10 protein-coding genes are annotated in these 20173 nt (G+C 64.5%); 2 read left to right on the forward strand and 8 right to left on the reverse strand.

From position 1 onward, the window contains the following. Positions 1-15 precede the first annotated feature (15 nt). The 3 genes from LZ536_RS12870 to LZ536_RS12880 all read right to left on the reverse strand — a co-directional run bounded on the left by LZ536_RS12870 (position 16) and on the right by LZ536_RS12880 (position 3368). A complete protein-coding gene (locus tag LZ536_RS12870; protein ID WP_249849177.1) occupies positions 16-1845 on the reverse strand; it encodes a DUF885 domain-containing protein in 1830 nt (609 codons plus the stop codon). A gap of 104 nt (positions 1846-1949) precedes the next feature. Next, complete coding sequence (locus LZ536_RS12875; protein ID WP_249849178.1) at positions 1950-2807, reverse strand: RcnB family protein; 858 nt, start codon at positions 2805-2807, stop codon at positions 1950-1952. Positions 2808-2834: 27 nt separating this feature from the next. Next, positions 2835-3368 (reverse strand): (2Fe-2S)-binding protein, encoded by a 534-nt coding sequence (locus LZ536_RS12880; protein ID WP_249849179.1) that lies wholly within the window; start codon positions 3366-3368, stop codon positions 2835-2837. A 64-nt stretch (positions 3369-3432) separates the two neighbouring features. On the opposite strand from LZ536_RS12880, the gene LZ536_RS12885 reads away from it, so the two are divergent. Both LZ536_RS12885 and LZ536_RS12890 read left to right on the forward strand, forming a co-directional pair. Next, the gene (locus tag LZ536_RS12885) at positions 3433-4215 is read left to right on the forward strand and encodes an alpha/beta fold hydrolase (protein WP_249849180.1); all 783 of its coding nucleotides are present in this window, start codon (positions 3433-3435) and stop codon (positions 4213-4215) included. Between the two features lie 72 nt (positions 4216-4287). After that, a complete protein-coding gene (locus LZ536_RS12890; RefSeq protein ID WP_249849181.1) occupies positions 4288-5166 on the forward strand; it encodes a transglutaminase-like cysteine peptidase in 879 nt (292 codons plus the stop codon). Here LZ536_RS12890 and LZ536_RS12895 read toward each other — a convergent pair. Genes LZ536_RS12895 through LZ536_RS12915 form a run of 5 tightly spaced genes read right to left on the reverse strand, consistent with a single transcriptional unit; the run spans position 5163 to position 19696 of the window. Beyond that, entirely contained in the window at positions 5163-6422 is a 1260-nt protein-coding gene (locus LZ536_RS12895; RefSeq protein ID WP_249849182.1) for an HlyD family type I secretion periplasmic adaptor subunit, read from the reverse strand. The two genes, LZ536_RS12890 and LZ536_RS12895, sit on opposite strands and share 4 nt — an antisense overlap. 21 nt (positions 6423-6443) lie before the next feature. Then, positions 6444-7469 carry a cell wall hydrolase gene (locus LZ536_RS12900; protein ID WP_249849183.1) on the reverse strand — a complete coding sequence of 342 codons (1026 nt, stop codon included), beginning with the start codon at positions 7467-7469 and terminating at the stop codon, positions 6444-6446. Continuing rightward, the gene (locus tag LZ536_RS12905) at positions 7466-9616 is read right to left on the reverse strand and encodes a type I secretion system permease/ATPase (RefSeq protein ID WP_249849235.1); all 2151 of its coding nucleotides are present in this window, start codon (positions 9614-9616) and stop codon (positions 7466-7468) included. Before LZ536_RS12905 ends, LZ536_RS12900 begins: the two co-directional genes overlap by 4 nt. 27 nt (positions 9617-9643) lie before the next feature. After that, a complete protein-coding gene (locus tag LZ536_RS12910) occupies positions 9644-11074 on the reverse strand; it encodes a TolC family protein (protein WP_249849184.1) in 1431 nt (476 codons plus the stop codon). A 60-nt stretch (positions 11075-11134) separates the two neighbouring features. Beyond that, the gene (locus tag LZ536_RS12915; protein ID WP_249849185.1) at positions 11135-19696 is read right to left on the reverse strand and encodes a DUF5801 repeats-in-toxin domain-containing protein; all 8562 of its coding nucleotides are present in this window, start codon (positions 19694-19696) and stop codon (positions 11135-11137) included. Between the last annotated feature and the right edge of the window lie 477 nt (positions 19697-20173).

Raw genomic sequence — 20173 nt, forward strand, 5'->3', positions numbered from 1 at the left:
GCTAACGCGCCGGCGTCACTGCGCTTGGCGCTTCGCCGCGATCCAGGCGTCGATCTTGCGTTCCAGGATCGCCATCGGCAGCGCGCCGGTCATCAGCACCTGGGCGTGGAAGTCGCGGATGTCGAACTTCGGGCCCAGCTCCTTCTGTGCCTTGGCGCGGAGGCGCTGGATGGTGAGCGCGCCGATCTTGTAGGCCAGGGCTTGCGACGGAATCGCGATGTAGCGCTCGACCTCGTTCTGGGCGTCCGTCTTGCCCATGCTGGAGTGGGCCAGCATGTAGGCGATCGACTGGTCGCGGGTCCAACCCTTGGAGTGGATGCCGGTGTCGACGACGAGGCGCATGGCGCGCAGCATCTCGTCATCGAGCGTTCCCATCCGCTGGTACGGATCCTTGTAGAAGCCCATGTCGTAACCGAGCGTTTCGGCATAGAGCGCCCAGCCTTCGACGAAGGCCGTGTTGCCGCCAAAGCGCATGAAGGCGGGCAGCGCCGCATTTTCCTGCGCCAGGCTGATCTGGAAGTGGTGGCCCGGCTCGCCCTCGTGGAGGAACAGGGTCGTCATTCCCGGCGTGGTGCGCGACGGCAGGTCATAGGCGTTGAAGTAGAAGGTGCCGGGGCGCGAGCCGTCGGGCGTGCCCTGTTCATAGCTGCCACCGGCCTGGTACTTCTCGATCACCGGATCGTAGGGCCGGATTTCCAGCTTCGCCTTCGGGATAGTCGAGAAATATTCGGGAAGCTTGGCCGCGACCTTCTTGCCGATGTCGTAATAGCCCTGGGTCAGTGCCTCGCGGGTCGGCTCCTTGAACTTGGGATCGGTGCGAAGGTACTCGAAGAACTCGGGCAGCGTTCCCTTGAAGCCGACTTCGGTCTTCACCTTCTCCATCTCGCCGGTGATGCGCGCGACTTCCTTGAGGCCGAGCGCATGGACCTCGGCGGCCGACAGCGGCAACGTCGTCGAATCGCGGACCATCTTGTCGTAGAGGACGGCGCCGCCCTTCATCGATGACAGGCCGACCTGGTCACGCGCGACCGGCAGATATTCGTTCTGCAGGAAATCGCGCAGTCGGGTCATCGCCGGATAGATATGGTCCGTGATCGCAGCGCGCGTCTGCGACGTCAGCCGCTCCTTGTCCGCAGCCGAAATCGAATCGGGGAAGGCCTTGACGGGGCCGTAGAACTGCGATTGCTCGGGCTTCTGCTTCAGCTGCTCATTGAGCTGGTCGATGACGTTGCGGATCGTCAGCTTCGTGTCGACGACGCCGCTCTTCATGCCCTGGCGGAAGCGCTCGATCGAGCGGTCCAGCAGCAGCGCATAGTCGGCGTGGCGCTTGATGTTGTTCTCATAGTCGGCGACCGTCTTGAAGGGCGCGGCGCCCTTGCCGCTGGCGAAGGTCGGGTAGAAAGTGTGGAAACCCGAGAAGTGGTTGATCGGGCGGACCACGTTCGGGTCGAAATAGCGCGGCTCGAAGCCCTCCAGGCCCTGCTTCGTCGAATATTCGAACACGTCATAGGCGATCTGGTCGGTCGGGTTGAGCGCGGAGCGATTGATCTTGTGGAGGTTGGCGAGGTCGGCCTCGGTCGCCGCCTTCTCCTTCGCGAAATATTCATCGGTAATATAGTCGCCGAGGCCCTGGTCCGCATAGCGCAGGTCGCCGCGGAAAATGCCGCTGATCGGGTTGCGCTTCAGGCTGTCTTCGTCGCTCTGCTTGAAGAGGTTGAACAGCTGGTCGTGCGCGCTCTGCTGGCTGGCGGTCATGGCCGGTGCGGCCTGCGCGGAAGCGGCGGACGGGATTGCGAACAAGGTCGTCGAAAGGAGTGCGGCGAAGATCGCCGTGCGCTTGGTCATCACGTTTAAGCCCCTCATGCTCTTAAGCTGTGTTAGCCCCATAAAACAGCTAGGGCGTCACCGCAAGCGCGGCAACGCCCCTTCGACCAAAGGTCTCTAGCCGTCTACCAGAAGAAGTTGTGGATCACGTCCACGACCTGACCGGTGTAGATGTTCACCATCAGGGCATCGTCCCAGTAACGAACCCAGCGGTACGGGCCGTAGGCCGGCGGCAGTCGATACTGCCAGGGGTCGTTCAGCCAGAAGCTCTGGTCGTAATAGCTCGGGTACATGTACGAGCCGATCGACCACGGGCGATAGTTCCAGCCGAACGGATCGCTGTAAAAGCCGATCGAGAAGATCGACCGGTGATAGTTGCGATAGCTGTTCCAGTCGTAGCGGCGATCATGGCGCCAGTTGTTGGTCCAGCGCGTGTAATTGCCGTTGCGATAGTCCGTGCGGCGGCGATTCTGGAACGCCTGCTGCTCGGTGCGGCTCGGGCCGCGAGTGACATTGGTGTCGGGAACGGTCCGGACCCGCCGCTGGCGATCCTGCCAATTGGCCTGGTTGCTGCCCTGCCAGTTGTTCTGGCGGCCCTGCCAATTGGACTGGCTGCCATTGCTATTGCCCTGGCGGGCTTCACGAGTGCGCTCGTTGCGGCCGGACTGGACCTGGGTAGCCTGCACCTGCTGTTCGCGCTGGGCGCGGAAGCGCTCGCGCTGCTCGGCGAAGCCTGACTGACCCGACTGGCCGGACTGCGCCGCCTGGTTTACCTGGCCGCGCTCGACCCGCTCGGTGCGGACGCGCTGCTCGCCGCCATTGCTGGGCTGCTGGACTTCGCGGGTGCGCTGCGGACGGCTCTCCGACTGCTCGGACTGGTTGCTGTCGCGGTGATGACGGCCATTGCCATTATCGTCGCCAGGCTGGGCGAGAGCCGGCACGGCCGCCGATGCGAGAAGGAGAAAGAGAGGCAATTTACGCATGGGGGGTAACTCCAAAAACACACCCTGTTACTGCGTCGCTTTCTGTTCCTCCGGCGATGAGCCGTTGCTGAACCGTGACGATATCGGCGGTTCAGCATTCGGCGGGCCGCTTGCCGCCATCGCCGCGGCGGCGCGATCGATGGCACGGCGGATGCGCGGCTGAGCGCCGCAGCGGCAGATGTTGGGAAGCGCCGCGATCTCGGCCTCGGTCGGACGCGGGCTGGCTTTGAGGAGCGCCGCGATGGCGAGGATCATGCCCGGGTCGCAATAGCCGCACTGGCTGACCTGCTCGGCGGCCCAGGCCTGTTGCACGGGGTGGGCGCGCTCGCTCGACAGGCCTTCGATGGTGACAACGTCCGCGCCTTCCAGCTGGCCGATGGTCAGCGAGCAACTGAGCACCGCGCGCTCGTCGACGATGACGGTGCAGGCCCCGCAGCCGCGGCTGTCGCAGCCATATTTGGCGCCGGTGAGGTTGGCGGCATCGCGCAGCGCCCACAGGAGGGGCGTTCCGGGATCGAGATGGAAGCGGACCGCTTCGCCATTCACCGTCATGCTGGTCATTGCTGGCAAGGCTAGTCGCGGCGCCCGCCCTTGCAAAGCCTCTGCCGCTCGGCATCATGAGGGGATGGCGGCGATTGCGACAAGCAGCGGACGGATCGGCTTTGTGGAAACGGGCGGCAGCGATGCCGTGCCGATCGTCTTCCTGCATGGCGTGGGGTCGGACAAAAGCGTCTGGCGGCCGCAGCTCGAACATTTCGGGCAATCGCGGCGGGCGATCGCCTTCGATTATCCGGGCTATGGGGAAAGCGGGTTGCTCGACGGCGCGAGCCGCGACGACTTCGCGGCGGCGATCTTGGCGGCGATGGATGCTCTGGGTGTCGAGCGAGCGCATGTGTGCGGCCTGTCGCTCGGCGGGGTCGTTGCCATTGCCATGCACGCGCGTGCGCCCGGGCGCTGCGCTTCGCTGATCCTCGCGGACACGTTCGCCATGCATCCCGACGGCCAGGGGATTTTCGAACGGTCGACCGAGGCGAGCCGGACGATCGGCATGCGGGCGCTGGCGGAGGGACGGATCGACGTGCTGCTTGGCAGCGAGGCGACGCCGGAGCTTCGCGCCGAATGCGTGGAGGCGATGGCTGCGATCGACCCTGCCGCCTATCGCATGGGCGCGGAAGCCGTATGGCTGGCCGACCAGGTCGAACGGGCGCGAGCGATCGGCGTCCCGACGCTTGTCCTCTGCGGGTCGGAGGACCGGATCACCCCGCCGGCGCTGTCGGAGGAGCTTGTGGGGCTGATTCCCGGCGCCAGCTTGGAACCGATCGAGCGTGCTGGCCATCTTGCCAATGCCGAACAGCCGGCCGCGTTCAATGCCGCCGTCGATAAATTCCTCTCGGCGGCGGAGCAATAAATCACACAGTAAACAGCGCCTTAACCATGGACCTGAACCGTATCTTTGCCTTGCTTTGCGAAAAGCAGGGCCATGTCCAGGATCGCTCTCGCTTCCGCCGCTGCTCTTGCGCTGTCCGCCGCGCCGGCCGCCGCGCAGACCGTCCAAAGCTATACGTCCAGCAAGACCTACGCGATCCTCGGCGGAGAGAGCCGGCTCGCCCAGCTCCTGGCACAACAATCGGGCCAGCCGCCCCTCGCTCAGCCTGCTGTCGCTCCAGCGAGCTATGGCGCGCCGATGGTGCAGGCGGTGATGCCGACGTACCGGCCGGCGATTTCGATGACGGCACCGGATGTGTTCAATTCGGTCGCCTTGCCGATCGGCCACACGACGCTCGACCGCCGCTGGAAGAAGGTCGAGAACGGCCCGGTCGGGGCGGCGTCAGGCGCTTATGCGGCCGGCCTCAACGGACGCGGGGCGATGGAGAAGCTGGTCGCCGTCAATCACTACGTGAATTCGCGAGTTCGCTTCGTCGACGACATCAAGCAATATGGCGTTGCCGATTTGTGGACCTCCGCCGCCCAGACGCTGAGCCGCGGCCGCGGCGATTGCGAAGATTATGCGATCGCCAAGATGCAGCTGCTGCGCCGCGCCGGATTCGCCGAGAGGGACCTGTACCTGGTCATCCTGCGCGATGCCCTGCGCCGTGCCGATCATGCGGTGCTGGTCGCCCGCGCCGACAACCGGCTGCTGGTGCTGGACAATGGCACCGACCGCTTGATCGACAGTTTCGAGATGGTGGATTACCACCCGATCGTGACCTTCTCGGGCAACCACGTCTGGACCCACGGCTATCGCCGCGAGCTGCCGCCGATCACCTATGCGTCGAATGACAAGGTTGCGACCCCGCCGGTAACGATTGCCGCCGCTGCCGGCGTCGTTGCAGTGACGCCGGGCGCCGCCGCCAATTAACGCTCGCGCAGCGCTTCGCTGCGAGCCTTCAGAACCGGCTTCAGCAAAAAGCGCATGACGCTCTTGTGGCCCGTGATGATCTGCGTGTCGGTGATCATGCCCGGCGTGATCGGCAGACGATGGGCTCCGGATTCCAAGTAGCTCTTCTGAGTTTCCACGATCACGGTGAAATAGGGCTGCTTCTCGTTTTCGTCATAGATCGAGTCCGCCGACACCTGGACGACCTTGCCCTCAAGCCCGCCATAGGTTGAAAAGTCGTATGCGGTGACTTTCACCAAAGCCTTGTCGCCGACCTTGATGAAGGCGATGTCGCTTGGCTTCACACGCGTTTCGACGAGCAGCTTCTCGCCCATCGGCACGACTTCCATGACCTTCTCGCCCGCGGCGACGAAACCGCCAATCGTCGTCACCTTGACGTCATTGACGACGCCGTCGACCGGAGATCGTAGTTCGCGGCGGCCGAGCGGTCCCTTGCCGCCCAGCGATTGCTCGTTGACCGCGATCTTCTGCTCGACCTGGCTGCGCTCATTCAGCGCGTCCTGGCGGAAGGTGAAATTGGCCTCGTTCGCCTGGTTGCGCGCCTCGCTGATGGCGGCGGCGGCCCGGCCGGCCTGCTCGCGGGCGCCGGCGATGCGGCCCTGCAAATCGACCACCTCGCGGCGGGCATCGAGGAGCTCGGTCTGTGGAACGATGTTTTTCGCGGCCAGCGGCTCAAGCATCGACACGCGCTGCCGGGCGAGCTCAAGGCTGTTGCTCAGGCTGCTGACGCTGGCATTGGCTTCGGCCATCTCGCGACGGCGCTGTTCGGCGGTGGCGTTGAGCGCGGCGACGCGGCTCGAAAGCGCTTCACGGCGGACCTGCGTCAGGGTTGCTTCGTCGCTGTCGAGGTTACCGGCCGAGGAGCCGAGGCCTTCCGAAGCAAGGCGGGCCGAACGCGCTTCCAGCGCCTGCGTCTCTGCCTGCAATTGGCGGCTCTCCGGATTGTCGAGGCGGGCCAGCAGCTGGCCGCGCTTCACCTGTTGCCCGGACCGGACCAGCAATTCGGAGATGGTCGACGCTTCGGTCGCCTGGATGAGCTGCACCTTGCTCGAGGGAATGACCTTCCCCTGCCCGCGCGTCACTTCGTCGACATCGGCCAGCGCTGCCCAGAGGATGAACAGGAAGAAGCCGATCGTCGTGATGACGATGACACGCTGCGAGCCGGTCAGCGGCTGACGATGCTTGGGGATCGTCGGGAGGAAGGAAAGAGACGCCATATACCAGTGACTTCTACTAGATCAGCGTGAGGCAATCACGCGGGTTTCGGCGGCTGCGTCATTTTGGGTCGCCTGAGCCGGCATCGGCGTGCCCTGGCTCGCCGCAATGCGCTGCGTCGCGGAGCCCGTCTCGTTTGGCATCGGGATGGTCAGCGTCCAGCCCTTCGTCGTGTCCAGCAGGCCGCCGACATCGTTGGGCGCGCGGTGCAGGACCGTGCCATCGGTAATCGGACCCTGAACGATCGGCTGGCCGTCGCCGGTCGTCAGCTTCGCCAGCACAACCGGCGGGCGCATCGAGACAGGATCGCGCGGCTCACCGATATAATGGCCGGTGAAGGCGGCCGGCTGCCCCCAGGCGCCCGGCCAACGATAGAAGATATGCGCGCCAAGCTGCGTAATCTTGGTCAGCATCGGCGCCCAGTACGGAGCGACATAATCGGCGTGATAGTGGGTCGCGTTGCCGACGGAGCGCTCGACATAGCCCGCCAGTGCCGCGCGAGCGATCTGCTCGGCCTGCTTCCAGGCCGCAGCCTCGGGCTTGCGGAAGAGCGAGCCGTCGCAAACGAAGGTGAACTGGCAGACCGGCGTAGAACTATGCTGGTAGACGACGCCGCAGACGGACTTCGGGAAGGCCGGGTGCCTCATGCGGTTGAGCACGACCTGCGCAACTGCGCGACGGCCTTCGATCGGTTCGAAGCCCGCTTCGTAATAGACCGCCTGGGTCAGGCAGAGGACGGCGCGGCGCTGGTCGAGCGTCTCGCCAGCGGGCAAAACGAAGGCGCGCGCGGCGAGGACAGGTGCATCGCTGAACGGCAAAGCTGCGTTGATGACCTTGGCCTGCTCGCCGACAGCTTCGACCTTGTTGGCCTCATCGCCGGTCGTCGCCTGGATCAGCGCCGCTGCCTTGCCGGCAGAAATCGGGCGGCTGTCGGACGCGACCGCCGGTTCCGATAGCGAACTCATGGTGAGCGCCGCCGTACCCAGGAAGGCGAGCCCAGCGCCTGACAGCAGCATCCCCTTTGTGCGGGGGATATGAAGGACGGTCATTTCTCCGTTCCTTTCTTCGCTGCCTGCTGGGTCAGGCCGCCGAGGATCTGGTCGCGAGGACCGTCGGCGAAGATACGGCCGCCATCGATGACGATCAGGCGGTCGACGATCGACAACATCTGGTGGCGATGGGTCGACACGATCAAAGTCTGATCCGGCGCCAGGGCCGTTTTCAGATGTTCGATGAAGTAGTTCTCGGTTTGCGTGTCCATCGCGCCGGTCGGCTCGTCGAGGAACAGCATCTTCGCCGGGCTGACCAAGGCACGGGCGAGGACCAGCAGCGACTTCTGGCCTCCTGACAGGCGCGAGCCGCGCTCGCCGACCGGAAGGTCGAAGCCGGCCGCATCGCGCGACAGGAAGATGTCGGCACCGGAGCGGACCACCGCATCGATCAGCTGGGCATCATCGGCCTTGGCCGCGCCCAGCATGAGGTTGTCGCGGACCGAACCGCTGAACAGTTCGGCATCCTGGCCAACGTAGCGGAAGGACTCGCGGACCTGGTGCGGATGGAACTGGCGGCTGTCGAGGCCGTCGATGGTCATGACGCCGTCGGTCGGCGCGTAGAGGCCGCAGAGCAGGCGGCCGAGCGTCGACTTGCCCGAAGCGACGCGGCCGATGATGCCGATGCGCTCGCCCGGCTCAATCTTGATATTGAGGTCTGAGAGGTTGTCGCGGGCCGCGCTCGGATAGCGGAAGTTGACGTGGCTCAGTTCGATGGTGCCGGCGCGGATTTCCGGGACGATCGAACGGGAAGCCGCCTGGCGCTCGTCCTCTTCGTCCATCAGTCGCTGCAGCGAATCCATCGTCGTCAGCGCCTGGCGGGCGCGGGTGATGATGAAGGCGAACTGGCCGACAGGCGCCATGGCGCGGCCGGCGAGCATGACGATGGCGATGATCGCGCCCATCGACATCTTGCCTTCGTTGAACTGGTAGAAGCCGCCGATGAGCAGGCCGATGCTGATCAGCTGCTGCGACAGCGAGGCGAGGTTGACGGCCACCGCGGTGAGGCGCCGTTGTTCTTCGGACGTCGCCGCCGACATGTTGGAATAACGCTTCCAGCGCCCGAGCATCTGGCCCTCGGCGCGAGCCGCCTTGAGCGTCTCGATGCCACCGATGGATTCGACCAGCACCGAATGCTGCAGGCTGGAGTCCGCCTGCGCATCAAGCGCGGCGCGGGCCATGGCGCGACGCAGGCTGAGGCCGGCGCCGATCATGAGCGCGATGCCGGCGATCGGGACGAGCACCAGCCAGCCGCCGAGTACGATGATGAGGACAAGGAACAGCAGCAGGAAGCTGATGTCGACCAGCAGGACGACCGTGGTCGATGCAAAGAAATCGCGCACGAGCTCGTATTCGGAAACCCTTTTGGCGAGCGCACCGGTGCTTCCCGACCGCGCCGCCATCGGCAGGTTCATGACCTTTTCGAAGAGCTTCTGGCTAAGCTTCTCGTCGAGCTTCCGGCCAATTTCGTCGACCAGCCGCGAGCGCGCGAGACGCAGGGTGAAGTCAAAGGCAAGCGCGAGCATGACGCCGAGCGCCAGGACCCAAAGGGTCGGGATCGCCTTGTTCGGGATAACCCGGTCGTAGACGTTCATCGTGAACAAAGGCATCGCCAAAGCGAGCAGGTTCACGACCAAAGCGGCCAGCATCACCGGCCAGAATTGGCGGCGAACCTTCCAGGCTTCCGACCAGAACCAATGCTTGCGGCGCGCTTCGTCCCAAGGACGTTCGGACTCGCGCTCGCGGGTGGGGTCGGCTTCGACGAAGACCGCACGGCCCGTATAGGCCGGCTCGATTTCGCGCAGGTTTACCCAGCTCGGCTCGGCAAGGCCCGGTGCATAGAGAAGGCCGTCGGTGCCCTTGGTTTCAAGCAGGATCGCCGCGCGGTCGTCTTCGAGCTCGAGGATGGCAGGCAGCTTCTGGAGCGGCCAGCCGCGAAGGCGGCGCACCATGGGCTCGCCGCGCATCCCGACCTGGTCGAGCGCCGGCTCGATCTGGTGAAAGGGTAGCGTTCCGGTGTCGGAAAGCGCCAACCCCGCGCGCAGGAGGACCGGGGAAGACGGCCGGTCCGCCTGGCGCGCGAGGAAGGCTAGGCAGTCGAGGACAGGGTCAATCTCACGCGAGGGCGTGGAATCCAGCCAATGCATGAAACTCAACGCCTGTCCCCTTCACACTCAGCGTCCGCCGGTCGGCGCGGGCGGACCCATCACCGGCTGCGGCATGCTATTTTCTTGCAGGTCCTCGGCCGGGATCGGATTGACCTTGTAGTGCGTGCGTTCATCGCTCCACGCGGCGGCGGGCATCTGAACGTTCAGGCACTCGATCAGCCGGTTGGACGCTGCAAGCACACGATACTGCGCATAGGTTTTGGCCATGCGCGCGGTCTCAAGTTGCGCCTGGACATTGTAGCGCGTGTTCTGCGCATCCAGGACGTCGAGCAGCGAACGGCGGCCGACATTGAACTGCTCGCGATAGGAAAGCAGCAAATCGTCGGCGACGCGGTTCTGCGTCTCGAGCTCGGTGGCCAGGCGGGCCTGGTTGGTCAGCCGGCTCCAGGCGGAGCGGGCGTCCTCTTCGGCGCGCCGGGTCATTTCGAACAGGCGGGCATGCGCTTCATCGGCGCGGGCCTGCTGCTCACGGACGTTCTTGACGTTGGTGCCGCCGTTGAAGACCAGCCAACGCATTACGACACGAGCCGAAAGGTCGGTCGTGCGGCCCGAAACGCCCAGGTCCAGCGGCCCCCCGTCGACGTCGTCACCGACGCGAGCAGTTGCTTCAAGATTGAAGCGCGGGCCCATGTCTGAACGCGCCGCGGTGATCAGCTCGCGGGCGGTCGACAGATCGGCGATCGACTCCTGGACACGCGGGTTATGCTCGCGGGCCAGCTGCTCGGCTTCCTCGAGGGTCGCCGGCATGCACTGGGTCAGATCCGGCGGCATGGTCACCTGGTCAACCGGGATACCGGCCAAAGTGCGGAACTCGATGCCGGCGGTGTCGAGGTCTTCGCGAGCCTCGGTAACGCGAGCACGAGCCGACTGCAGGCGCTCTTCGGCCTGCTGCTGGTCAGCAATGCTGATCGAGCCCTTGGCGACGCCTTCGCGAAGGTCGCCGGCCAGCTTCTCGTGAAACGACGCATTGTCCTCGGCGATGGCGACGAGCCGCTGCTGAAGGACATAATCGATGTAGGCGCGAGCGACGTTGAGCGCGACATATTCGGAACGCTCTTCAACGCGGGCCGCCGCGGCATCGGTCCGCGACGCCTGGCGGCGGATCTCAGCGTTACGGCCGCCCATGTCGAACAACAGTTCGTCAGCGGTGACGCTGGCTTCGACCGGCCAAAGCGTATTGTCATCGAGGCCGACTTCACGCCGGGTCGGGTTGTCGAGCTTGCGAACGCCCGCCGAGGCCTCGACCGAGATACGCGGATACCACAGGCCTTCCGCCTGCTCACGCTCGTGCCGGGTCGCTTCCGTATTGTGAACCGCCTGGCGGATTTCAGGGTTGGTATTGAGGGCAGCCTGGACGGCATCCCTCAGTTCGATCGCGGTAGCCGGAGTCGCGCAAAGCAGCAACGCTCCGGGAATCAACATCCATTGCTTCTTCATGTCTTCCCCCTTCTGGTCTTGCGAATAAGGGCCCCCGTCCACCAGGGGCCCTATCCGTGATCAGCCGTGTACGACTGGCTGAACTGCATCATGATGAAGCACCATTGGCTGCGTCATGATGTTCGTGGCGCCGAACGTAAAGGCACCAGCATGCCCCATGTCCCAAGTCGGCACGTCGTGGCCGATCTGGGTTGCCAGGCCGTTGAGCCCAGCATTGTCGCCGAGTCCCGCGCCGGGCAGCGCGTTCAACAAGGCGTTAATGTCCATGCCGCCCGAGCCGCCGCCGTGCAGCGCGTCAGCGACGATCTGCTGGACCTGGCCCGTATGCTGGATACCGAAGCTGCTGGTCGCAGCTTCCATACCCGATGCCGACGCGACCAGCGCATGGATCGAAGGCATTCCCACAGCCATTGCGGTCGGCATGGCCTGCAAGTGCATGGCGCCGCCGAAGTCGGTGGCATCGAGCAGGGCTCCGGGGCCATTGCCGATCGAGAAGGCCGAAGTCAGCTCGCCGATATGGCTTGCAGCGATCGCGGTGTGCGAAGTGCCGGCCAACTGGAACGAGCTTGCTTCGAAGCCGCCGCTGGACAGGGACGACAGGGCCGAGAAGTGGCTGCCGCTGTCAAAGCTGGCATCGCCCGCATAAGCCACCTTGCCGACGATCGCCGCGCTGATGGCCGCTTCGGAGACGCCGAAGGACGGAGCCGTAGCCGCCGCAGCCGAACTGGCCGCAACGCCCGCCGCCGCAACCGCCGCCGCAAGCGCGGTGCTGTTGCTGTTGGCCGCGACACGCTCGACTTCCTGCGTGGCCTTGGCGGAGCCCGTCGAGAAGGAAGCGTCGGCTGCCTGGCCCGTCGAGCCGTCCGACTTGGTGTAGGTGGACGTACCCGCCACACCCACGTCGCCGTTCGCCGCCGTATAGGCAATGCCGTCGCTCACCAGGTTGATGCTGGTGATGCCGGCTTCGGCCAGGCTGTGCAGCTCATTGGCGTCGACGACACCGTTGCTGTTCGCGTCATTCCAGACGGCGAACTGGGTGAAGTCGGCGTCGCTGGCATCCAGCTGGGCGCCATACTGGGCATGCAGCGCTTCCATGTCGGTCACGCCATTGCCGCCGAAGACGATCTCCGTGCCAGTGACGTTGCCGTCATGATTGGCGTCCCGGACCAGGATGCCGTCATCGGATGCCGCCCAGGCTGTCGACACCAGGCCTGCGCCGTAATCGAAGTTCACACCGGCATCCCGGCTCAGGAAGTGGACACCGTCACCGTTCAGGTCGAGGACGACCGGCGGTGTGGCGGCATCGGCGTGGATTGCCAGGTTACCGCTGGAAACCACGTCGCCATCCTTGTCGACGATGCTGATCGGAACGCTCAGGTCGAGCGGTGCCGCAGTCGTCGTAACCGCACCGAAGCCGGCGAACTTGAAGTCGTCGCCGCCGATGTTGGTGACCACCAAGCTGTCGAAGCCGAGCGGGTCGCCAGCCGACGGCACGAAGCCGGCGTTGGTGTCGGTGTAGACCGCGACCGTCGTGGCCGGATTGTCGTTCGCACCGGTGGCACCCTGAACGTTGTGAACGTCCACAGTTCCGTCAAGGTTGAACTGGTAGCTGAAGGTTACACCGTTCAGCGTCACGTTGTGCGAAGCATTATCCACCCGCACAATGTCGCCGCTGCTGAAACCAGTGCCCGAGCTGTTGGTGTACGTGATCACGATCTTAGTGATCGTGTCGATCGTTCCATCGCCGACGATCTGGTCGTTGTCCGTATCGTTATAGGCGGTGAACTTGACGTCCGAGCCCGTCGACTGACGCATCGTGACCGTCGCGCCGTTCGTATACCAGTGGTTGGCTTCGGAAACGGGGTCACCGGAGTTCAAGATGGCGCCGCTGGCATTGCCGTTGGTGAAGTTGTTCGGCGGCGTGCCCGTCAAGTCGACGACATAGTCGATGCGGAAACCTTCGCCCACGCCGACCGACTGGCCGGTGTCGACGCCACCCAAGATACCGCTGGTGTTGATCGACGTATCGTTCGTCGGGGTGATCAACAGGTCATGGCTGTCGTCGTCCACCGGGGTGTCGCCAGGTGCCTGGCCATTCGGAACGATACCGAACCAGCCCTTGTTGCCGCCGATGAAGTCGAACAGCGTGTCAGTGAAGTTGACGGTCTGGGTCGTGTCGATCGTCTGGTTCATGGTGATGGTGTATTCATTGCCACCAACACCGGTCTGCAGCTGGATCGTGAAGACGGTCTCGCCGGCATCGACAACGCCGTTGGGAGTCGTGTCGATGAACCCGGTCAGAGTCTGGCCGCCATTCGTGATGAGGTAGCTGAGCTCCGTACCACCATGCTTGTAATGCTGGTTCGTGAGAGCGTCCGTCGTGGCCGTGGTGAAGATCACCTTGCCCGCGCCGTCCGCACCGAAGTTGTTGGAGACAATGCTGTCGCCACCGGCGCCGCCGTCCAGGTTGGCGCTGGCGCTGCCAGTGCCATTGGTCAGGTGACCGGTGGTGATCGCCGCTGCGCTGACAGCAGTCGGGGCATCATCCTTGAACACCAGGTTTCCGGCGATGCCGACGCTCGACGAAGCGACGTCGCCATCCTTGTCGGTCACGACCAGGTTCAGCGTGATGAGGTTGTCGTTGGCCATGCTGACCGACTGGTCAGGACCGGTATCCGGCGAGTGCTGGATCGCCAGCACCTGGTCGAGCGTGACCAGACCGTTGCTGTCGACGCTGACTGTGAACGCGGTCGCGCCGGCCGGGTTCGGCGTTGCAACTCCGGAGCCCACCTTGCCGGTGATCGTGCCGCCGACATCATAGAGGTAGATCTGGTTGCCGGTAGCGACGTCGAACAGGCCGCTCGCCACGCCTCCGCCCGCAACGGTCAGCACGAAGGCGGTCGTTCCGGCGCCGTCCGCGCCATAACCCGATCCCGCCAGGCCAAGAACACCGGCGAAGCTGCCGCTCGCATTGGTGGCGAGAGTGGTATCGTCGACGGTCAGGGTCGGCTCGGAGCCGCTCGATGCGCCAACGTGCGGCGCGTCGTCCTTGAACACGAGGTTCGAGGCAATGTTGACGCTCGACGAAACGGCGTCGCCGTCCTTGTCGGTGATGGTCAGCGACAGGCTGATGAGGCTGTCGGTGGCCATGCTGGTCGACTGATCGGGACCGCTGTCCGGCGAATGCTGGATCGCCAGCTGCTGGTCGAGAGTGACCAGGCCATTGCTGTCGACCGTGACCGTGAACGAGGTCGCGCCGGCCGGGTTCGGCGTAGCAACGCCGGAGCCGACCTTACCGACGATCGTGCCGCCGACATCGTAGAGATAGATCTGGTTGCCGGTGGCGACGTCGAACAGGCCGCTCGCCACACCGCCCGCACCAACATGCAGGGCATAGACCGTGGTGCCCGCGCCGTCCGCTCCATAACCCGCACCGGACGCGCCCAGGACGCCGGCGAAGCTGCCGCTGGCATTGGTGGCCAGGGTCGTATCGTCGACGGTCAGGGTCGGCTCGGAGCCGCTCGCCGCGCCGAGATGCGGAGCATCGTCCTTGAACACCAGGTTCGAGGCGATGTTGACGCTCGAGGAGACCGCGTCGCCGTCCTTGTCGGTGATGGTCAGCGACAGGCTGATGAGGCTGTCGGTCGCCATGCTGGTCGACTGGTCAGGACCGCTGTCCGGCGAATGCTGGATCGCCAGAACCTGGTCGAGCGTGACCAAACCGTTGCTGTCGACGGTGACCGTGAACGAAGTCGCGCCCGAAGCATTCGGAGTTGCTACGCCCGAGCCCACCTTGCCGACGATCGTGCCGCCGACATCGTAGAGGTAGATCTGGTTGCCGGTCGCGACGTCGAACAGGCCGCTGGCAACGCCCCCCGCGCCCACATGCAGCGCGTAGACCGTGGTGCCGGCGCCGTCCGCGCCATAGCCCGCACCGGCCGCACCGAGGACGCCGGCGAAGCTGCCGCTGGCATTGGTGGCGAGGGTCGTATCGTCGACCGTCAGGGTCGGCTCGGAGCCGCTCGCCGCACCGAGATGCGGTGCGTCATCCTTGAACACCAGGTTCGAGGCGATGTTGACGCTCGAGGAAACAGCGTCGCCGTCAGCATCGGTGATCGTCAGCGACAGGCTGATGAGGCTGTCGGTCGCGATGCTGGTCGACTGGTCAGGGCCGCTATCCGGCGAGTGCTGGATTGCCAGCACCTGGTCGAGCGTGACCAGGCCGTTGCTGTCGACGCTGACCGTGAACGAGGTCGCGCCCGAAGCATTCGGAGTCGCAACGCCAGAGCCCACCTTGCCGACGATCGTGCCGCCGACATCGTAGAGGTAGATCTGGTTGCCGGTGGCGACGTCGAACAGGCCGCTGGCAACACCGCCCGCGCCCACATGCAGGGCATAGACCGTCGTGCCGGCGCCGTCGGCGCCGTAAGACGCACCCGAACCGCCGAGGACGCCTGCGAAGCTCCCGCTCGCGTTAGTCGCGAGAGTCGTGTCGTCGACGGTGAGCGTCGGCTCGCTGCCGCTCGACACACCGAGGGTCGGCATATCGTCGTTGAACGTGATGTTCAGCTGGCCCCCCGCGCCGCCTGCCGGCGAATTGTCGCTGTCGACGATGTGGAAGAGGAGCTGGACGTTAGGCGCGCTCGTTTCATCATTGCCGCCCGCCGCATGCAGGACATTGTCCTCAAGCGTCAGCGTGTAATTGCCGTTGAGGCTGGGGTCGAGAACGACCTTGAACAGCTCGGTGCCGGCACGGGCCTGCGGATTCACACCGTCGGTCGCATCGACAATGGCCCTCAGAGTCAGAGTGGCGTTGTCCCAGGTGAAGTGGACGCGCTCGGTTCCGACCATGCGGAACTGGCCGACCATTTCGGCAAAGCTGATCGTACCAGCGCCGTCGCTGCCGAAATCGGCGTTGAGGTCGCCATGGAAGACCGCCTCGCTCGGATTGACCACTGCGACTTCGCCGACATTGGCGTCGATGTCGTTGGTGCCGCCAGCAGCTGCGCCGGCGAGGCCATCGTCATCGGCCAGGGCAGTGCTGCTGCCCGCCGTCGGGGTGCCGACGTCGAGGATGTTGAACGCCCAATTGGCCGTCGCCGGGTCGCCGTCGCCGTCCGTCACGGTGAAGGTGCCGCTGGTGATGCCCGAGGCATTGTTGTTGGCCTGGAACTCATAATGGCCGTCGGCCATCGCGCGGATCTGGCCGTCGTCGACCGCAATCCACTGGCTCCAGTGGGTGACGCCGTCGAAGACCAACAGCGTACCGTTGATGTGCGTCACACCGCCGCCGTCATTGCCGGTCAGGAAGTCGAAGGTGCCGGACTTGGTGGCACCTTCGTTGACGTCCTGCTGGGCTTCGTTCGTGGCGCTGGGGCCGTCGTCTTCGAAGTGCAGGTTACGTCCGATGTTGATCGACGCGCTCGCCTGGTCGCCATCCTTGTCGGTGACGATCATATTGAGCTTGATGAGGTCGTCCGCCGAAAGGGTTGCGGGCGTGTCCGCCTCGTCCGGATCGGTCGGGTCGCCATGAACGACTGCGCGGTCCTGATCGAGCGTGACTTCACCGTTGGCGTTCACCGAAACGGTGAACACGATGTCGCCGCTGGCGGCATCGCCGAGGCTCGTGCCCTCGCGGCCAACCACCTGGCCGGCCTCGAGGAACAGGAACACCTGGTTGCCCGTGGCCGTATCGACCAGGCCGCTCGGACCGGAGACGATCGACAGGGTGAAGGCCTTCGAGTCGGCGGCCGCCGGGCCGTCGGCACCGAAGCCAAAGCTGAAATCGTCGATGAAGCTGATCGGGCCAATCGCCGTCGGAAGCGTCGTTTCGTCAACCGTCAGAATCGGCTCGGCGAGCGTCGTGACCTCGACGTGCGGGCCATCGTCCTTGAACGTCAGGTTCGAAGCGATGTCGACACTCGATGAAACTGCGTCGCCGTCCTTGTCGGTGACCGTCAGTGACAGGCTGATCAGGCTATCGTTCGCCATGCTTAGCGAATCGTCCGGGTTCAACGCGTTCGGATGCTGAAGCGCGAGCACCTGGTCGAGGGTGACCAAGCCATTGCTGTCGACGCTGACCGTGAACGAGGTCGCGCCGTTGGAATCGGCGGTCGCCGGGCCGGAACCCACCTTACCGACGATCGTGCCGCCGACGTCGTAGAGGTAGATCTGGTTACCGGTGGCGACATCGAACAGGCCGCTGGCAACACCGCCTGCACCCACATGCAGCGCATAGGCAGTCGTACCGGCGCCATCTGCACCGTAACCGGCGCCGGCTGCGCCAAGGAAGCCCGCGAAGCTGGCGCTCGCGTTGGTGGCCAGGTTGGTTTCGTCGACCGTGATGGTCGGCTCTGTTCCGCTCGACGCGCCGATGTGCGGAGCATCGTCCTTCATGGTCAGGTTGGAACCGATGTTGACGCTGGCCGAAGCCTGGTCGCCGTCGCGATCGGTGATCGTCGCCACCAACTGGATGGCGCTGTCGGTGATGGTCGCCGACGGCTGGTCTGGACCGCTGTCCGGAGTGTGGAAGATCGCCCGCGACTGGTCGAGGGTCACCACACCGGAACCGTTCACCGTCACCGCGAAGGCAACCGCACCGTTCGAGTCGGCAACGCCGCCCGTACCGACGCGGCCAACCACGCCGCCCGTGCCGTCGTTATAGAGGAAGATGTGCTGCCCAGTCAGCGTATCGACCAGGCCGCTATCGGTGCCGTTAACCGTGGTGACGGCATAGCCGGTCGAGCCGGCGCCGTCGTTGCCATAATTACCCTGCGTAAACAGGCCGGCGAACGAGGCCGAAGCGTCGGCTGCAAGGTTTGTCTCGTCGACCACCAGGTTTGGCTCGCTGGCGGAATTCGTCGCGATCGAGGGGCCGTCGTCCTTGAACTGCAGGTTCTGGCCAATGTCGACGCTGATCGACGCCGAGTCACCGTCGCGATCGGTCGCGACGAGGTTCAGCTTGATCAGGCCATCCGACGAAAGGGTCGCGGCGCTGGCGCCGGGTTCGTCCGGGTCGGTCGGGTCATTGTGCTGCACGGCGCGAATCTGGTCGAGGGTGACCAGGCCGCTGCCGTCAACACTGACGGTGAAGACCAGCTGGTTGGTGGTGGCCGTACGGCCTTCAACAACGCCGCCGTTGAGGGTGAGGTTGACCTGCTCACCGGTCGCAACGTCGATGATGCCGCTCGCTCCACCCGGGGTGCTCAGCGACCAGACAAGCGCGTTCGCGCCGGCCGGGCCGTCGGCACCGAAGTGCGTGACGGCGACGCCGCTGAAGCTGGCGCTCGCGTTGACGAGGAGGGTCGTATCATCGACGACCAGCGTCGGTTCGCTGATCTGGCCGGTGATGGTCGGAGAATCGTCTTCGACTGTGACGGTAATTGCGCCGCCAATCGTCGTCGCCTGGCCGTCGCTGACGGTGGCGCCGACAACGAAGCTTACGCCATCTTCCGAGCCATGGACCGGATGATCGATCGGCCGTGACTGAGTGACGGTGTAGTGTGCGCCCGCCGCGTCGATGAAATCGATATGGACGGTGATGACGACATTGGCACCTGCCGTCCCGGTGACCGTCTGGCCATCCGGGCTCACCGACCAGGTGATTGCCGTTCCCTGCGAGGTGAGGGACTCGGTCGGCGCGGTCAGCGTGACCGTCAGCGGGTCGCCGTCTGGATCGGAAACCGGCAGGATGCCGCTGTTGATGCGATTATTGGTCGTGTCGGGCGAGCCGACGTTGTCGGGGTTCGGCGTATCAACTGAAGACACGCCCTCGTCCGACACGTTGACCGCCGAAACGCCGATGATCGGCTCTTGATTCTGCACGGGCGGGAACAATTCATGGACCTCGGGCGGCGTGTAATGCAGCTCGGTCGGCGGAATGAGGTCGCCCAGCGGCACGCCCGGATCGAGCGGCGCAACCGGCACCTCGAAGTTGCCGCCTGAGGACAGCTGGTTCGGGCCCTGGTCGCCCGCAGCCGGCTTCGGCTCGGAATCGATCAGCAGCGCTGCAAGGTTGGACGCCGGGACTTCGACGCCATTGACGACGAGCTGCGGCACAAAGACCGCGCCGTCGGGAATGACCATCGTCGAACCGTCGGGAAGCGTGATGACGAGGTCACGACCCTGGACGTGGACGTCGGATAGCTCGACGCCGGCCGGGAGGACGACGGCGCCATTGGCCGTCTGGATCGTCTGCGAGCCCTGCGCATTCAGGATCGGCGGATTGCCGATGGCGATGACGAGCTTGGCCTGGTCGCTGGAACCGGCGGCGTCCGCGAGGGTGTAGGTGAAGGTGTCGGAGACGCCTTCGGGCGAGCCCGCGTTGCGCGCGTAGGAATAATTGCCGTTCGCATCGATGGTCAGCGTGCCGTACTGGCCGGCGACCACGAGGTGGCCATTGGCGTCGAACGAGTCGTCAGACCCGCCTGCGCCGGAAATGGCGGTGATATGGGCGCCTGGTCCCGAAATATCGGCACCGGCCGAACCGCTGACGGTTCCTGTCCCAGTGATGATGTTGCCGGTCGTCTGACCGAAGTCGTTGCCCGCGAGCTGCGCGGTGTCGTCGTGTGCAGACACATGGTCAGTGGCCGAACCCGCCTGAGAAGCATCATCGTAGCGCATAAACCCCACCTTCGCCCTGTTGCGCTGGCCCCTCGGCCGCGGCGCAAAAATGCCATCGCGCTGTCATGACAACCGGTCCTGCCGGTTAACCGGATTTGGTTAACCCATTCAGGGATTGCCCGCGCTCACGAGGAAAAAAGACTTAAGCGAAGCAAAAAGGCAAGTCGGGCACGGTAATCCGAAGTTTGATTCAGCTAACTTTGGACATTTATCATTGGTATTTCTTGGTTAACCTTCAATGACAGTCTTAATGAAGGTGCAGTATAACTAAACATTACATATCGGAAGGGTGGCTCATTTATGCGCTTTATTCTTCCGGCTCACCAGAAGATATGCACGAATAGATTCATCGCTGATTTGAACAGTTAATTTCTGTTAATTTTCTGATCAAAGTTTCTGAAAGGTTAAAATGGGTTGTTGCCGCGATTCATCGGGCCTTCCGGCAAACGGAAGCTTGGGGATGGAAGTGCGGAAAAA

This window comes from Sphingomonas alba, assembly GCF_023516555.1.
GTDB lineage: Bacteria > Pseudomonadota > Alphaproteobacteria > Sphingomonadales > Sphingomonadaceae > Sphingomicrobium > Sphingomicrobium album.

Coding starts and splice junctions, on each gene's coding strand:
- LZ536_RS12870 (WP_249849177.1), bottom strand. CDS start 1,845: ATGACCAAGCGCACGGCGATCTTCGCCGCACTCCTTTCGACGACCTTG.
- LZ536_RS12875 (WP_249849178.1), bottom strand. CDS start 2,807: ATGCGTAAATTGCCTCTCTTTCTCCTTCTCGCATCGGCGGCCGTGCCG.
- LZ536_RS12880 (WP_249849179.1), bottom strand. CDS start 3,368: ATGACCAGCATGACGGTGAATGGCGAAGCGGTCCGCTTCCATCTCGAT.
- LZ536_RS12885 (WP_249849180.1), top strand. CDS start 3,433: ATGGCGGCGATTGCGACAAGCAGCGGACGGATCGGCTTTGTGGAAACG.
- LZ536_RS12890 (WP_249849181.1), top strand. CDS start 4,288: ATGTCCAGGATCGCTCTCGCTTCCGCCGCTGCTCTTGCGCTGTCCGCC.
- LZ536_RS12895 (WP_249849182.1), bottom strand. CDS start 6,422: ATGGCGTCTCTTTCCTTCCTCCCGACGATCCCCAAGCATCGTCAGCCG.
- LZ536_RS12900 (WP_249849183.1), bottom strand. CDS start 7,469: ATGACCGTCCTTCATATCCCCCGCACAAAGGGGATGCTGCTGTCAGGC.
- LZ536_RS12905 (WP_249849235.1), bottom strand. CDS start 9,616: ATGCATTGGCTGGATTCCACGCCCTCGCGTGAGATTGACCCTGTCCTC.
- LZ536_RS12910 (WP_249849184.1), bottom strand. CDS start 11,074: ATGAAGAAGCAATGGATGTTGATTCCCGGAGCGTTGCTGCTTTGCGCG.
- LZ536_RS12915 (WP_249849185.1), bottom strand. CDS start 19,696: ATGCGCTACGATGATGCTTCTCAGGCGGGTTCGGCCACTGACCATGTG.